Source organism: Microbispora sp. NPDC049633, assembly GCF_040675265.1.
Taxonomy (GTDB): domain Bacteria; phylum Actinomycetota; class Actinomycetes; order Streptosporangiales; family Streptosporangiaceae; genus Microbispora; species Microbispora maris.
The window spans coordinates 1-15,098 of sequence record NZ_JBFAOO010000178.1 but is presented as its reverse complement, the minus strand read 5'-3'; the positions used below and the strand labels follow the sequence as shown (position 1 = coordinate 15,098).

Here is a 15,098-nt window from a genome sequence, read left to right as displayed (position 1 = left end):
CTCCGCCCTCGCCCCCGGCCTGCCCGTACGGACCCGCGCGGCGGCCGTGCTCGCCGGTGCGGGCAGCGGCGTCCTCGGCGCGTACGACGACCTGTTCGGCTCGACCTCGTCGAAGGGGTTCAAGGGTCACCTGGCCGCGCTCGCGCGCGGCGAGGTGACCAGCGGCGCGGTCAAGATCCTCGGCATCGGCGCGACCGGGCTCGCCGCGGCGGCGCTCGCCCCCCGCGAAGGCCGGGGCATGGTGACGCGGTCTCTCGACACGCTCGTCGACGGCGCGTTGATCGCCGGCAGCGCCAACCTGGCCAACCTGTTCGACCTGCGGCCCGGCCGCGCGATCAAGGTCGGCCTGCTCGCCGGGGCACCCCTGCTGGCCGCCTCAATCGCGGCGCCGTACGGCCCGCGCTCCCGCCAGACGGCCGCGCTGACCGCCGTTCCGCTGGGCGCGGCGGCGGCGCTGCTCCCCGAGGACCTGGGCGAACGGGCGATGCTCGGCGACGCCGGAGCGAACGCGCTCGGCGCGCTGCTCGGCCTGGCGGCCACCGCACGGCTGGGCAGGCCCGGCCGGATCGCCGCCCTCGGTGTCGTCGCCGCTCTCACCGCGGCCTCGGAGAAGGTCAGCTTCACCAAGGTCATCGCCGGAAACCGGGTGCTCAACCGCCTGGACATGCTCGGCCGGCGCGCTCCGCAGGCTGCCCCCGGCACGTCGGGGCCGCGCGGGTGACCTGGATGACCAGGGCCGTAAGCGGAGGCGTACGGCATCGGCATGGGTGAGCGGCGTGGATAAGCGGCATGGTTAGGCGGCATGGTTAGGCGGCTCGGGGCGGGGATCGCCGGGGCGGCGGTCCTCATCGGGGTCATCACGGTCCTGGCCCGGGTGACAGGCTTCGCCAAGCAACTGGCGTTCGCCCGCACGGTCGGCACGAACTGCCTGGCCACCGCCTACTACTCGGCCAACAACGTGCCGAACATCGTCTTCGAGGTCGTGGCGGGCGGTGCGCTCGCCGGGATGGTCGTCCCGGTGCTCGCGGGAGCCGCCGCCAGATCGGACGGCGAGGCGCGTGCGGAGGTCGGCCGGATCGCGTCCGCACTGCTGACCTGGGTGATCGTGCTGCTGGTGCCGCTCGCGGCGCTGACCGCGCTGGTCGCGGGGCCGGTGGCGCGGCTGCTCGTCGGCTCCGAGGTGGAGCACTGCGACGTCGGCCAGGTGGGCGCCGTGGCCGCGCGCATGCTGGTGGTCTTCGCGCCGCAGATCCCGTTGTACGGCATGGCGGTGGTGCTCTACGGCGTGCTGCAGGCGCACCGCCGCTTCTCGGGGCCGGCGCTGGCGCCATTGGTGTCGAGCGTGGTGGTCATCATCGCCTACCTGGCCTTCGGGCCGCTCAGCGGCGGCGACAAGGACCCCGCCACGGTGCCGGGACCGGCGGAGATCGCGCTGTCGGCGGGTACGACGCTCGGCGTGCTGGCTCTGGTGGTCACCGTGGTCGGGCCCGCGTGGCGGCTCGGCCTGCGGTGGCGGCCCACGCTCCGCTTCCCCGACGGCGTCGCCGTACAGGTGCGGCGGCTCGCCCTGGCCGGGCTGAGCGCGCTGGTCGCCCAGCAGGCCGCCGCGGCGATCCTGATCCCCGTGGCCAACCGTGTCGGCGGGGGCGCGCTGCCCGCCTACAACTACGCCTGGGCGATCTATCAGGTGCCGTACGCCGTGCTGGCGGTGCCCATCGCGACCAGCGCGTTCCCGGCGCTCGCCGCGCGGGCGCAGACCGACGGCGAGGGCTTCGCGGCGCTGGCGGCGCGGACCACGCGCGCGGTCGTGCTGGTCTGCGGCCTGGCGGCCGGCGCGCTCGCCGCGATCGCGGGACCGCTCGCCCACGTCTTCCTCGCCCAGGCGGACACCGAGGTCGCCGCGGCCGAGTTCGCCCGCGGGATCGCGCTGTTCGCACCGGGGCTGATCGGGTACGGCCTGGTGGCCCACCTCAGCCGGGTGCTGTACGCCGGGGGGCAGGGCAGGGCGGCGGCCCGGGGGCAGGTCGCCGGATGGCTGGTCGTGGCCGTCGCCCAGGTGGCGTTCGTCCTCGTGCTGCCGGACGGCTGGGGTCTGGGCGGGCTCGCGCTCGGCCAGGCGGCCGGCATGACGGTGGGGGCCGCGTTGCTGCTGGCCTCGGTCGTGCGGGCGCGGGGAGCGCGGGCCGTCCACGGTGTGACGAGGGCCGGGCTGGCAGCGCTGCTGGGCGGGGGCGCGGGCTTCCTCGCGGGCGCGGCGGCCGCCCGGCTTCCCCTGGCGGGAGAGGGTCCGTGGGGCGGTCTCCTGACGGCCGCTCTGGCCGGGCTGACGGCCGTGGTCGCGGGGCTTGTCGTCGCCGCGCTCGTGGACCGCGCGGACCTGGCCGCCGCCCTGTCCGGAGTCAGACGCGGAAGAGGCACGAGTCCGGCGGACCCGCCGGCCGAGGAGGCGGTGTGAGCGAGCGAATGGATGGACGCGGTGTCTGGCGCATGTCACTCCGGGTCGCAGGCGAGGAGAAGGCATGAGCCGGATAGTGCTCGTGCTGGGGTCGAGTGTGGGGGGTGTGGGCCGGCACGTGCGGATGCTCGCCGGCGGGCTGGTCGCGCGGGGGCACCGGGTGCTGGTCGCGGGGCCCGGCAGCACCGAGGAGGCCTTCGGCTTCACCGGCACGGGCGCGGGCTTCGCCGAGGTCGAGATCGCCGACCGGCCGCATCCCGCGCACGATCTGCGGACCTCTCTGCGCCTGCGCACGCTGGCCCGCGGCGCGGACGTCGTCCACGCCCACGGCCTGCGGTCCGGGGCGCTGGCCGCGCTCGCCCTCACCGGTGCGCGGGGGTGGCCGCGTCTCGTGGTCACCCTGCACAACGCGGTCACGGCGGGCGGAGCGATCGGGACGGTCTACGGGCTGCTGGAACGGATCGTCGCCTGGCGTGCGGACCGCGTTCTGGCGATCTCGCCGGACGTCGCGGAGCGCATGCGGGCGAGAGGCGCGCGCGGGGTGGACCTCGCGGTGGTGCCCGCGCCGCCGCTCGCGGAACCCGCCCGCCCGGCCGAGAAGGTGCGGGCCGAGATCGCCGCCCGGCTGTCCGGCGCGGCGGACGCGGCACAGGCCGCGGGGGAGCGGCCGATCCTGCTCACGGTCGCCCGGCTGGCCCAGCAGAAGGGCCTGGAGACGCTGCTCGACGCGGCGGCCGGGCCGTACAAGGGGGATCCGGTCTTCGTGATCGCGGGTGACGGGCCGCTGCGCGCGGAGCTTCAGGCCCGCGTCGACGCCGAGGAACTGCCCGTGGTCCTGTACGGCTGGGCCGATCCGGCCGATCTGCTGCAGGTCGCGACGGCGGTGATCGTGCCCAGCAGATGGGAAGGGCAGCCGCTGAGCGTCCAGGAGGCACTGCGGGCGGGCAGGCCGATCATCGCGACCCGGGTGGGCGGCATCCCGGAGATGGTGGGCGAGGCGGCCCTGCTGGTGCCGCCGCAGGACCCGGGCGCGCTGAGCCGGGAGATCGGCCGCCTGCTCGGCGATGCCGCCCTGGCCGGCCGTCTGGCGCAGGCCTCCGTACGCCGGGGCCGGGAGCTGCCCGACGAGGACGCGGCGTTGCGCGCGGTGCTCAGGACGTACGGGCTGGCGTCGTAACGGGTGTCAGGAGTGACGGGAGGGTGCGAACACCCTCCCGTGGCGGTGACAGAAGACCGCCGGTCCGGTGAGCGGCCCGGGGTTTTCGGTCGAGGATCGCCGACGTTCCGGCAAGGATTAGGTGGGGCTAAGTCTGATCCATATACTGGACGGGTTGGGGGGGAGTATCCCTTCGCGGCGGTTCCGTCATCACGGTGTCAGCACCCGGGGCCGTCGGTCCGTCGTGCGCGTACGGGCGGGAGAGACCTCCGGCAGTGTGTTCAGCGCGCGCGCCGGAGGTAATCGTGGTACATGCACCGTTGTGGCTGTGGGCCCTGGTCATCGTGGGTCTTCTCGTCGTGGTCGCCGTCGACCTGTGGATCGTCGATCGGGGTGAGCCGCGGGAGTTCTCGATGCGGCAGGCCGGCATCTGGGTGGGCTTCTACGTCTGCCTGGCGGTGCTGTTCGGCATCGGGTTAACGATTTGGGCGGGGCCCGGGACCGGTGGCGAGTTCTTCGCGGGCTATCTGACGGAATACAGCCTCAGCGTCGACAACCTGTTCGTCTTCTACATCATCATGAGCCGTTTCGGCGTGCCCCGGATCTACCAGCACAAGGTCCTGCTCGTGGGCATCGTCCTCGCCCTGGTCATGCGCGGGATTTTCATCGCCATCGGGGCCGCCGCGCTGAGCCGCTTCGGCTGGCTGCTGTACGTGTTCGGAGTCTTCCTGATCTACACGGCGTACACGCTGATCCGCGACCACAACAAGGATGACGACGAGTTCAACGAGAACATCCTCCTGCGCTGGGCCCGGCGGGTCTTCCCGACCACTCCCGACTACGTCGGCTCCCGGGTGAGCGTGCGGGTGGACGGCAAGCGCATGGTGACGCCCATGCTGATCGTGATGATCGCCATCGGGACCACCGACCTGCTGTTCGCCCTCGACTCGATTCCGGCCATCTTCGGCCTCACGAAGGCGGCCTTCATCGTGTTCGCCGCGAACGCGTTCGCCCTGATGGGACTGCGTCAGCTCTACTTCCTGCTCGGCGGACTGCTGCAGCGGCTGGTCTACATCAGCTACGGATTGGCGTTCATCCTCGGTTTCATCGGGGTTAAGCTGATTCTCGAAGCACTTCACGAGAACGAGGTCTCCTGGGCTCCTCAGATCCCCATCTGGGTGTCGCTGGCGGTCATCGGCGTCACCATGGCCCTGACCACCGTCGCCAGTCTGATCAAGGCTCGCCGCGACGACAAAACCATCACTCCGGCGGAAGCCTCGCAAGCGGAGGCCTCTCAGGCGGAAGCCCCGCAGGGCTAGCGAAAACGGGCAGTCACCCTGTTTGCTTGTTCTCGTTGTGCCACACATTGACTGCCGGATCGGTAATATCGATCGTTAGCTCGCATGCCGGTCCATAGTCGCCAGAAGAGTACAAAGGTCATCTGTGTCCAACGAATCGTTGCCTCGCGGCCCTGAATCCGGGCTCGCGCAAAGTGCCCGGGGACGAGTCAGGCTCGCACGCGGGGTGTCCCCGTGGCTGGCTCCGACCGCCGCGGCGGCGGCCGTCACCGCCGTTCTCACCCGAAGGTCGCCCCGTTGGGCGCTGGCCGCGGCGCCACTCGCCGCACTCACCGGCGGGATGCTGTGGTTCTTCCGCGATCCCGAGCGCGTGCCCGGCGAGGGCAGGCTCATCTCGCCCGCCGACGGCGTCGTGCAGAGCATCGATCCCTGGCCGGACGGCCGGACCCGGGTCGCGATCTTCATGAGCCCGCTGAACGTCCACGTCAACCGGGCGCCCGCGGGCGGCACGGTCACCTCGGTCGAGCACGTGCCCGGCGGCTTCGTGCCCGCGTTCAACAAGGACAGCGACCAGAACGAGCGTGTGGTCTGGCATTTCGACACCGTGCTCGGAGACATCGAGATGGTGCAGATCGCCGGCGCCGTCGCGCGCCGCATCGTGCCGTACCTGTTCGCGGGCGCGAAGGTCGTCCAGGGCGAGCGGGTCGGGCTGATCCGTTTCGGCTCCCGGGTGGACGTCTACCTGCCCGAGGGCATCAGGCCGGCGGTCACCGTCGGCACCCGGACCGTCGCGGGGGTGACACGTCTTGACCACGTCTGACCTGGGAGCCGAAGCCTCCTGGCCAATGGGGGAGGCGACCGAGGAGCCGCGCGGCCCCGTCGGGAAGGCCTTCCGCCTGTCGGCCGCCGACTCCCTCTCTCTCGGCAACGCCCTCAGCGGCTTCCTCGCCGTCTGCGTGCTCGCCTGGTCGGCGATCAGCAACCTGCAGGCCGGCGTCAAGTTCGTCCCCGACCCGCGCTTCTTCGGCACCGCGGTCGTGCTGCTGCTCATCGGCGCGACCTGCGACCTGTTCGACGGCCTGGTGGCCAGGAAGTTCCGCGCGTCCGCGATGGGCGCCGAGCTGGACAACCTCGCCGACGTGATCAGCTTCGGCTTCGCGCCCGCCTTCATGGTGATGATCTGGGCCGGTTTCTCCGGCAAGCTCCCGCTGTGGCTGGTGCTGTGCGCGGCCGGGTCCGTCCTGATCGCCGGCGTCGTACGGCTGGCCCGTTTCGCCTGCGTCAAGACCAAGAGCGGCGACTTCATGGGCCTGCCGATCCCGATGGGCGCCATGACCGTGGTGTCGATCGTGCTGCTCTTCCAGCCGAGCTATCTCACGATCGCCGCCATCTTCGGTGTGGCCTGGCTGATGGTCAGCCGCATCGAGTACCCCAAGCCGAAGGGCAACCTGGCGGCCGTCGTGCTGGCCTGGATGCTGATCAACGTGGCGTGCCTGACGATCTGGGCGGCCGGTCTCGCCGGCGGCGACCAGCTGATCAAGGTGGGCGCCACGATGCAGATCGCGATCGTCTCGGCGATTCCGCTCCGGGTTCTCATGTTCAAACAGCAGCAACGCAGGGAACGACGCTCGGAGAACGTGGGCTGACGTCGTCGCACGGACAGGGCCCCGGTCGGCTGGGGCCCGCCATCCTGGGCCCGGGCCAATCACGTGGAGAAAACGCCTAGTCCAATGGAGCCCTGGTCGCCATGCCTCGTGAGCACACCCGGACGTACTTTCTCGGAAAACTGGCCCGCGAGCTCGAGCTGCGGGGACTGGAGGCGTCCCTGCGCCCCGACCCGCCGTCGCTGAAGGTCCGCGACCCGGACGCGGCGCTGTTCACCGAGACCGTCGACTGCGTCGCCATGTCGGACGGCTGGTTCTACCGCTGGTCCTGGGGCGACGTGGTGGAGAGCGCGGAGGAGCCCGCTCTCGCTGCCGACCGCATCGTCAAGGTCTTCACCACCGGCGAACCCCGGCCGCACCCTGCCCTTGGCGACGCCTGACGGGCCGCGCTCTGCCCTCGGCGGCGCGCTGACCGCCCGCCCACTCAGAGGCGGATCCACTCCGTCGCCGTGGTGACCTCGTCCAGGACGTCCGGGAGGGGATCCACGCCCAGCCCAGGGCCGTCCGGGACGTCGAGGTGCCCGCCGTCCAGCTCGAACGGCGGGGTCACGTCGGTGTGGAAGTAGCGCCGGGAGGCGGAGGTGTCGCCCGGGAGCGTGAAGCCGGGCAGCGCGGCCAGCGCCACGTTGGCCGCCCGGCCGATGCCGGTCTCCAGCATGCCGCCGCACCAGACCGCGACGCCGTGCGCGCGGCACAGGTCGTGGATGCGCCGGGCCTCCAGGTAACCGCCGACCCGCCCCGGCTTGATGTTGATCACCGAGCACGCGCCGAGGCTGATCGCCGCCGCCGCGTGGGCCGCCGACTCGACGGACTCGTCCAGGCAGATCGGGGTGCGGATCGACCGGGCGAGCCTGGCGTGCTGCACGAGGTCGTCGTCGGCCAGCGGCTGCTCGATCAGCAGGAGGTCGAAGTCGTCCAGCCGGGCCAGGTGCCGGGCGTCCGCGAGCGTGTAGGCCGCGTTGGCGTCCACCTGGAGCAGCAGCTCCTCCCCGAACCGCTCGCGGACCGCGCGGACCGGCGCCACGTCCCACCCCGGCCCGATCTTCAGCTTGACCCGTGCGTACCCCTCCTCGACGTACGCCCCGACGGTGTCGAGCAGCTCGGCCACCGAGCCCATGATCCCGACCGAGACGCCGCAGGGGACGCGGTCGCGGGTGGCGCCGAGGAACCGGGCGAAGGACTCGCCGGTGATCCGGAGCGACGCGTCGAGCACCGCCGCCTCCAGCGCGGCCTTGGCCATCCGGTGACCCTTGAACGGCGCGATGGCGGGACCGACGGCCTGGGGGTCCAGCCCGCGGGGCAGCGCGGGGATCAGGAAACGCCGCAGCACGTCGGCCGCCGCGTCCACGTACTCGGAGGAGTAGAGCGGCTCGGACATCGCCACGCACTCGCCCCAGCCCTCGGCCTCCGGCGTCACCACCCGCACGAGAAGGACGTCGCGTGCGGTCTCGGTGCCGAACGACGTCCGGAACGGCGCGACGAGCGGCATCGCGATCCGGCGCAGTTCGATTCCAGTGATCTCCATGAGGTGCCCGGCTCCAGGGGAAGGACGGTTTGCGCCGTTCACTATACGGACGTCTCAGACCACCAGTCCGAGCAGGAGCACGCAGCAGAACGACACTACGGAGATGATCGTCTCCATGATCGACCAGCTTCTGATCGTCTCGCCGACCGACATTCCGAGGTACTCCTTGACCAGCCAGAACCCGGCGTCGTTCACGTGGGAGAAGAACAGCGACCCGGCCCCGATGGCGAGCACGAGCAGGGCGACGTGGGCGGGGGACTGGCCGGCGGCCAGCGGCGCGGCGATCCCGGCGGCGGAGATCGTGGCGACGGTCGCGGAGCCGGTGGCCAGCCGGATGCCGACGGCGATCAGCCAGCCGAGCACCAGCACGGGTACGCTCGCGCCCTGCGCGGCCTCGCCGATGACCTTGCCGACTCCCGAGTCGACCAGGGTCTGCTTGAATCCTCCGCCCGCGCCGACGATGAGCAGGATTCCGGCGATCGGCGGCAGCGAGTCGGCGATCGCCGAGGAGATCCGGGCCCGGCCGAAGCCCGCGGCGCGGCCCAGCGTGAACATCGCCACGATCACCCCGATCAGCAGGGCGATCAGGGGAGTGCCGAGGACCTCGAACAGGGTGCGCACCGCGTGGTCCTCCGGCAGGACGATCTCCACGACGGCCCGGCCCAGCATCAGCACCACTGGCAGCAGGATCGTGGCCACCGTGACGCCGAAGCCCGGCCGGGGGCGCTCCCCGTCCTCCGGATCCGCGTCTTCCACCTCAGGGGTCTGTTCGCGTTCGAGCCGTTCCGGCGGCGCCGGTCGCACCCACCGGGCGGCGAGCCTGGCGAACAGCGGACCGGACACGATCACGGTCGGGATCGCCACCAGCAGGCCCAGCCCGAGCGTGAGCCCGAGGTCCGCCTTGAGCGTGTCGATCGCGACCAGCGGCCCGGGATGCGGGGGCACCAGACCGTGCAGGACGGACAGGCCCGCCAGGGCGGGGACCGCGATGAGCAGCAGCGGGCGGCCGCTCCGCCGGGCCACCAGCAGGATGACGGGGATCAGCAGGACCAGCCCGATCTCGAAGAACATCGGCAGTCCGATGAGCACCGCGATCAGCGTCACCGCCCATGGCAGCGCCCGGTCGCCGCTGCGGCGCAGGATGCCGTCGACGATCTCGTCGGCCCCGCCCGAGTCGGCCAGGAGTTTGCCCAGCATCGCTCCGAGGGCGATGAGCACGCCGACTCCGGCGACGGTCGAGCCCAGACCGGCGGTGAAGCTGTCGATCAGCTTGTCGGGGGCCATGCCGGCCACCAGGCCGAGCACGCCCGAGCCGAGCGCGAGCGCGAGGAACGGGTGGGTCCGCAGCTTGGTGATCAGCAGCACGATGACCGCGATGCCGGCCAGGGCGGCCACGATGAGGCGGGTGTCGTGGCCGCTCCACGCGGCCGCGCCGGCGAGGGGGGTCATGAGGGGGGTCATCCGGGGGCTCCTCCGACGGTCCGTGCGGTAGCCGCTGCCCCGCAGGAGCCCTCCGAATCACGTACGCCCGGCCCCGTGGATCACGCCCCCCGGGGCCGGGACGCCGGTGGCCTCCCGGCGTCCGTCACCAGCCGCGGGCCTTCCACTCCGGCAGGTGCGGCCGCTCGGCGCCGAGGGTGGTGTCCCTGCCGTGGCCGGGGTAGACCCACGTCTCGTCGGGCAGGCGGTCGAAGATCCGTTCCACGACGTCGGTGAACAGCTGCTCGAACCGGGCCGGGTCCTTCTGCGTGTTGCCGACGCCGCCGGGGAACAGGGAGTCGCCGGTGAACAGGTGGCGGTCCTGGTAGAGCAGAGCGATCGAGCCGGGGGTGTGGCCGCGCAGGTGGATGACGTCCAGCGTCACCACGCCGACCGTCACCCGATCGCCGTGCTCGACCTCCCTGGTCACCTTCACCGGCAGTTCGGGGGCGTCGAGGGGGTGGGCGACGGTCTGGGCTCCGGTGGCCCGCGCGACCTCCTCCAAGGCCATCCAGTGGTCGGGGTGCCGGTGGGTGGTCACGATCGCGCTGATCGGCATGTCGCCGATGAGCTCGAGCAGCCGGTCGGGCTCGGCCGCCGCGTCGACCAGCACCCCGTCGCCGGTCTCCGCGCACCGCAGCAGGTAGGCGTTGTTGCCGAAGTCGCCGACCTCGATCTTCGAGATCGTCAGCCCCGGGACCTCGCGCACGTCGGCGGGCCCGTCCTTGGTGACGTTTCCGGTATAGGTCATGATCGTTCCTCTCTGGGTTCCCGGTTCTGGTTCGCCGCGGGCGGCCAGGACAGCGGTGGTTCGGCGGGCAGTCCCGCGGGGGACGGCTTCGGCCACGGCGGCGGGGACGGCAGCCCTCCGGCCGCGTCGCGCTCGAGGCGCGCATCGGGAGTGTCGCGCTCGAGGCGCGCATCGGAGGCGCCGTGCGGTGGAGGCGCCTGTGGCGCACCGAGTCGCAGGCCCGCGCCGTCGGTCCTGCCCGCGAGCCACGCGAGCAGCTCGCGCGGCGTGCCCTCCACGACGGGGCCGTCGCCGAGGCCCGTCCAGGTCCTTATGACCTCGCCGGTGCCCGGCTCGCGGGCGACGACCTCGCCCACCGGGGTCTCACTGCCGAGCCAGAGCATCGTGTCGTGCAGCTCTCGTCTCACGTACGTCTCGGGCCAGTCGGCCCACCCGTAGCCTGCCCCGAGGTCGGCGTGGTGCACCTCGACCTCCCTGAGCCGCCGGATCGGGACGTACCAGGCGGGGTGGTCGGGCGGGTTCATCCCCGCGACCATCGCGGTCCACGCCTCGGCGGGCGTCTCCCTCATCGCCGCCGCGAACCGCTCGGCGCTGTCGCGCAGGTCGGCGAGCTGCTCGGCCGCCGGGCGGGCCGCGCCCGCCTCGATGTCGGCCTCGCGGGCCCGCGCCGACGCGTACTGCGGGGTACGCACCCCCGTGCGCGCCCAGGACAGCAGGTTGACGCAGCTGTCGGCGTTGCGGGCGACGTGCGTCAGGACGTGCCCCCTCGTCCAGCCGGGCAGCAGGGACGGCGCGCGGAGATCCTGGTCGGTGAGGCGGGCGGCGGTCGCCATCAGGCGCCCGGTCGCCTCGGTGAGCTCCCGCTCGATCTCGTCGATTACGGACATGGAGAGAATCATGCCCCCGGCACCCCCGGCCGCCGTCCCCGCACCCGTCCCCGCACCCGGGCGGGAAGAGGACGGCGCCCGCGGCGGTTGTATGAGCAGGGGTTTCCTGCGGATGGCAGGCACCGGTTTGACGAAGCTCATACCCTGGTTCACGGAGCGTGTCCCACACAGCACGCGGGGCCGCCCCCTCCGGCCGCCGGACGATGCCCCCCGAAATTGTCGGTGGCTCTGGATAGCCTGCCCGTGCACCTCCATTCACCTCATCGACCTATCGGGACCACCGTGGCTGACCGCCTGATCGTGCGTGGCGCACGCGAACACAATTTGAAGGACGTCTCGCTCGACCTCCCGCGAGACGCTCTGATCGTCTTCACCGGACTGTCGGGCTCCGGCAAGTCCAGCCTGGCCTTCGACACGATCTTCGCCGAGGGACAGCGGCGATACGTGGAGTCCCTGTCCGCGTACGCCCGGCAGTTCCTGGGTCAGATGGACAAGCCCGACGTCGACTTCATCGAGGGCCTGTCCCCGGCCGTCTCCATCGACCAGAAGTCCACCAGCCGCAACCCCCGTTCGACCGTCGGCACGATCACCGAGGTCTACGACTACCTGCGCCTGCTGTGGGCGCGCATCGGCAAGCCGCACTGCCCGCAGTGCGCGCGCCCGATCGCCCGGCAGACGCCGCAGCAGATCGTGGACCGCGTGCTCGAGCTGGAGGAGGGCACCCGGTTCCAGGTTCTCGCCCCGATCGTCCGCGGCCGCAAGGGGGAGTACGCCGAGCTGTTCCGCGAGCTGCAGACCAAGGGCTACGCCCGGGCCCGCGTCGACGGCACGATCGTGCGGCTGGAGGAGCCGCCCACGCTCAAGAAGTACGAGAAGCACGACATCGAGGTGATCGTCGACCGTCTGTCGGTCAAGGAGAGCGCGCGGCGCAGGCTGACCGACTCGGTGGAGACCGCCCTGCAGCTGTCCGGCGGCACCATCACGCTCGACTTCGTCGACCTGCCGGACGACGACCCCAACCGTGAGCGCTTCTACTCCGAGCACCTCTACTGCCCCTACGACGACCTGTCGTTCGAGGAGCTCGAGCCGCGGTCGTTCTCGTTCAACTCGCCCTTCGGCGCCTGCCCCGAGTGCACCGGTCTCGGCACCCGCATGGAGGTCGATCCCGACCTCCTCGTCCCCGACCCCGAGCGCACGCTCGGCGACGGCGCGATCAGCCCGTGGGCGAACGGCCACACCAGCGACTACTTCGTACGGCTGCTGGAGGCGCTGGGCAACGCGCTCGGCTTCGACCTCGACACCCCGTGGGAGCGGCTGTCGAAGAAGGCGCAGAAGGCGATCCTGCACGGCCACGACGAGCAGGTCCACATCCGCTACAGCAACCGGTACGGCAGGCAGCGGTCGTACTACACCGACTTCGAGGGCGTGATCCCCTGGGTGCAGCGCCGGCACGCCGAGTCGGAGAGCGACGCCAGCCGTGAGCGGTTCGAGGGCTTCATGCGCGAGGTGCCCTGCCCGGCCTGCAAGGGCCGCCGCCTCAAGCCGGTCTCGCTGGCCGTGACCGTCGGGGACGCCTCGATCGCCGAGGTCTCGGGGATGTCGATCGCCGACTGCGCGAAGTTCCTGTCCGGCCTGCGGCTGTCGGAGCGGGACATGCACATCGCGGAGCGGGTGGTCAAGGAGATCAACGCCCGGCTGGGCTTCCTGCTCGACGTCGGGCTCGACTACCTCACGCTCGACCGCGCCGCCGGCACGCTCGCCGGTGGCGAGGCGCAGCGGATCAGGCTGGCCACGCAGATCGGCTCCGGCCTGGTCGGCGTGCTGTACGTGCTGGACGAGCCGTCCATCGGACTGCACCAGCGTGACAACCAGCGGCTGCTGGAGACGCTGATCCGGCTGCGCGACATGGGCAACACGCTGATCGTGGTCGAGCACGACGAGGACACGATCGCCGCCGCCGACTGGGTGGTCGACATCGGCCCCGGCGCGGGCGAGCACGGCGGCCAGGTCGTCGTGTCCGGCACCGTGCAGGAGCTGCTCGCCAGCGAGGAGTCGCTGACCGGCGCGTACCTGTCGGGCCGCAAGGCGATCACCGTGCCGGAGATCCGGCGCCCGCGGGACAAGAAGCGGCAGCTCGTCGTGAAGGGCGCCCGCGAGCACAACCTCAAGGGAGTGGACGTCGAGTTCCCGCTCGGCGTCTTCACCGCGGTCACCGGCGTCTCGGGGTCCGGCAAGTCGACGCTGGTCAACGACATCCTCTACGCGGCGCTGGCCAAGGAGCTGAACGGCGCGAAGACCGTGCCGGGACGGCACTCCCGGGTGGTCGGCACCGACCTGGTCGACAAGGTCGTCCACGTCGACCAGTCGCCGATCGGCCGCACGCCGAGGTCCAACCCGGCGACGTACACGGGCGTCTTCGACCACGTGCGCAAGCTGTTCGCCGCCACGACCGAGGCGAAGGTCCGCGGCTACCTGCAGGGCCGTTTCAGCTTCAACGTCAAGGGCGGGCGCTGCGAGGCCTGCTCCGGCGACGGCACCATCAAGATCGAGATGAACTTCCTGCCGGACGTCTACGTCCCCTGTGAGGTCTGTCACGGCGCCCGGTACAACCGGGAGACGCTGGAGGTCCACTACAAGGGCAAGACGATCTCAGAGGTCCTCGACATGCCGATCGAGGAGGCGCTGGGGTTCTTCGAGGCGATCCCCGCCATCCGCCGTCACCTGCAGACGCTGCACGACGTCGGTCTCGGGTACGTACGGCTGGGCCAGCCGGCGACCACGCTGTCGGGCGGCGAGGCGCAGCGGGTGAAGCTCGCCTCCGAGCTGCAGCGGCGGTCGACCGGCCGCACGGTGTACGTGCTGGACGAGCCCACCACCGGTCTGCACTTCGAGGACATCCGCCGGCTTCTCGGCGTGCTCAACCGGCTGGTGGACGCCGGCAACACGGTGATCGTCATCGAGCACAACCTCGACGTCATCAAGACCGCCGACTGGATCGTCGACATGGGGCCCGAAGGCGGATCCGGGGGCGGCAGGGTCGTCGCCGCCGGCACGCCCGAGCAGATCGCCCGGGTCGAGGAGAGCCACACCGGCGTCTTCCTCCGCAAGATTCTGGGCGTATGAGTATTCGTCTCATCTTCTCTCCCTACTCTTCTCCTTCCGACCGCGTCACCCTGAACCGGCCACGGGGTGATGGCCGTACCTGAGAGCACACAGGGTGACGCGTCGAGCAGGGGAAGACCCGGGGCCGTGGACGTCCCGGGCCGCCGCATCAGGGAAGGATGAGCATGACGGATACGACACGCCGGGCCGTGATCTTCGGCGCCGGGGGCGCCGGGCTGGCCGTGGCGCTGAGCGCGTGCGGCGCCTCCGACGGGGACGCCACGGCGTCGGCGGACCAGGGCACGTCCCAGGACGCTCAGGGAGCACAGGGCGGGGGCGAGATCGCGAAGACCTCCGACATCCCCCAGGGCGGCGGCAAGGTCTTCAAGGACCAGGACGTCGTCATCACGCAGCCGGAGGCCGGCACGTTCAAGGCGTTCAGCGCGACCTGCACCCACCAGGGCTGCCCGGTCGCCAGCGTCTCGAACAACGAGATCGTCTGCCCGTGCCACGGCAGCAAGTTCAGCGCCAAGGACGGCGCCGTGACCAACGGGCCGGCCACCAAGCCGCTCGCGGAGAAGACCATCACGGTGAGCGGCGACAGCATCACCCTCGCGTAGGGGCGCCGGAGAGCGTGCCGCCGCCTGCCGGACGCGGGGATCCCGCATGGAGGCGGCGGTCGCCCGACGGCTCCGGCTCCTCGTCCCATGGAACCCCTTCGGCGCGTGAATCCTCCGGCTCGCGAACCCCGCGCGAGGCCGGCCGGGCCGCGTCGGAGAGG

13 protein-coding genes are annotated in these 15,098 nt (G+C 71.7%); 9 read left to right on the top strand and 4 right to left on the bottom strand.

Features of this window, described 5'->3' with window-relative positions; genetic code table 11:
- From AB0J39_RS31425 to AB0J39_RS31395, 7 genes are all read left to right on the top strand, one after another.
- Positions 1-721 (top strand): hypothetical protein (locus AB0J39_RS31425; protein ID WP_363471393.1); only part of this gene is annotated, 721 nt, incomplete at its 5' end.
- Positions 722-802: 81 nt separating this feature from the next.
- Entirely contained in the window at positions 803-2,455 is a 1,653-nt protein-coding gene (locus AB0J39_RS31420) for a lipid II flippase MurJ (protein ID WP_363471391.1), read from the top strand.
- Between the two features lie 64 nt (positions 2,456-2,519).
- Entirely contained in the window at positions 2,520-3,632 is a 1,113-nt protein-coding gene (locus tag AB0J39_RS31415) for a glycosyltransferase family 4 protein (protein WP_363471389.1), read from the top strand.
- Positions 3,633-3,916: 284 nt separating this feature from the next.
- Positions 3,917-4,930 carry a TerC family protein gene (locus AB0J39_RS31410; RefSeq protein ID WP_363471387.1) on the top strand — a complete coding sequence of 338 codons (1,014 nt, stop codon included), beginning with the start codon at positions 3,917-3,919 and terminating at the stop codon, positions 4,928-4,930.
- Between the two features lie 139 nt (positions 4,931-5,069).
- Positions 5,070-5,729 carry a phosphatidylserine decarboxylase gene (locus AB0J39_RS31405; RefSeq protein ID WP_363471395.1) on the top strand — a complete coding sequence of 220 codons (660 nt, stop codon included), beginning with the start codon at positions 5,070-5,072 and terminating at the stop codon, positions 5,727-5,729.
- Between the two features lie 25 nt (positions 5,730-5,754).
- Entirely contained in the window at positions 5,755-6,555 is an 801-nt protein-coding gene (gene pssA / locus AB0J39_RS31400; RefSeq protein ID WP_363471385.1) for a CDP-diacylglycerol--serine O-phosphatidyltransferase, read from the top strand.
- A gap of 101 nt (positions 6,556-6,656) precedes the next feature.
- The gene (locus AB0J39_RS31395) at positions 6,657-6,953 is read left to right on the top strand and encodes a hypothetical protein (RefSeq protein WP_030507339.1); all 297 of its coding nucleotides are present in this window, start codon (positions 6,657-6,659) and stop codon (positions 6,951-6,953) included.
- Between the two features lie 44 nt (positions 6,954-6,997).
- Here the strand turns inward: AB0J39_RS31395 and menC are convergent, their stop codons facing one another.
- From menC to AB0J39_RS31375, 4 genes are all read right to left on the bottom strand, one after another.
- Positions 6,998-8,098, bottom strand: coding sequence for an o-succinylbenzoate synthase (menC, locus tag AB0J39_RS31390; RefSeq protein ID WP_363471383.1), 1,101 nt, complete (start codon positions 8,096-8,098; stop codon positions 6,998-7,000).
- 54 nt (positions 8,099-8,152) lie between these two features.
- Complete coding sequence (locus tag AB0J39_RS31385) at positions 8,153-9,559, bottom strand: gluconate:H+ symporter (protein ID WP_363471381.1); 1,407 nt, start codon at positions 9,557-9,559, stop codon at positions 8,153-8,155.
- Between the two features lie 124 nt (positions 9,560-9,683).
- Positions 9,684-10,328, bottom strand: coding sequence for an MBL fold metallo-hydrolase (locus AB0J39_RS31380; RefSeq protein WP_363471379.1), 645 nt, complete (start codon positions 10,326-10,328; stop codon positions 9,684-9,686).
- Positions 10,325-11,215, bottom strand: a complete 891-nt coding sequence (locus AB0J39_RS31375; protein WP_363471377.1) for a maleylpyruvate isomerase family mycothiol-dependent enzyme — start codon at positions 11,213-11,215, stop codon at positions 10,325-10,327. The genes AB0J39_RS31380 and AB0J39_RS31375 overlap by 4 nt, the downstream gene beginning before the upstream one ends.
- Before the next feature lie 282 nt (positions 11,216-11,497).
- Here AB0J39_RS31375 and uvrA point away from each other — a divergent pair, with 282 nt between their 5' ends.
- The gene (uvrA, locus tag AB0J39_RS31370; protein ID WP_363471375.1) at positions 11,498-14,338 is read left to right on the top strand and encodes an excinuclease ABC subunit UvrA; all 2,841 of its coding nucleotides are present in this window, start codon (positions 11,498-11,500) and stop codon (positions 14,336-14,338) included.
- A 164-nt stretch (positions 14,339-14,502) separates the two neighbouring features.
- Positions 14,503-14,937 (top strand): Rieske (2Fe-2S) protein, encoded by a 435-nt coding sequence (locus AB0J39_RS31365; protein WP_363471373.1) that lies wholly within the window; start codon positions 14,503-14,505, stop codon positions 14,935-14,937.
- Positions 14,938-15,098 lie beyond the last annotated feature (161 nt).

Bases quoted from the DNA above. Each gene is read 5' to 3' on its own strand.
- AB0J39_RS31420 (WP_363471391.1), top strand. From the start codon at position 803: ATGGTTAGGCGGCTCGGGGCGGGGATCGCCGGGGCGGCGGTCCTCATC.
- AB0J39_RS31415 (WP_363471389.1), top strand. From the start codon at position 2,520: ATGAGCCGGATAGTGCTCGTGCTGGGGTCGAGTGTGGGGGGTGTGGGC.
- pssA (WP_363471385.1), top strand. From the start codon at position 5,755: ATGGGGGAGGCGACCGAGGAGCCGCGCGGCCCCGTCGGGAAGGCCTTC.
- AB0J39_RS31395 (WP_030507339.1), top strand. From the start codon at position 6,657: ATGCCTCGTGAGCACACCCGGACGTACTTTCTCGGAAAACTGGCCCGC.
- menC (WP_363471383.1), bottom strand. From the start codon at position 8,098: ATGGAGATCACTGGAATCGAACTGCGCCGGATCGCGATGCCGCTCGTC.
- AB0J39_RS31385 (WP_363471381.1), bottom strand. From the start codon at position 9,559: ATGACCCCCCTCATGACCCCCCTCGCCGGCGCGGCCGCGTGGAGCGGC.
- AB0J39_RS31380 (WP_363471379.1), bottom strand. From the start codon at position 10,328: ATGACCTATACCGGAAACGTCACCAAGGACGGGCCCGCCGACGTGCGC.
- AB0J39_RS31375 (WP_363471377.1), bottom strand. From the start codon at position 11,215: ATGTCCGTAATCGACGAGATCGAGCGGGAGCTCACCGAGGCGACCGGG.
- AB0J39_RS31365 (WP_363471373.1), top strand. From the start codon at position 14,503: ATGACGGATACGACACGCCGGGCCGTGATCTTCGGCGCCGGGGGCGCC.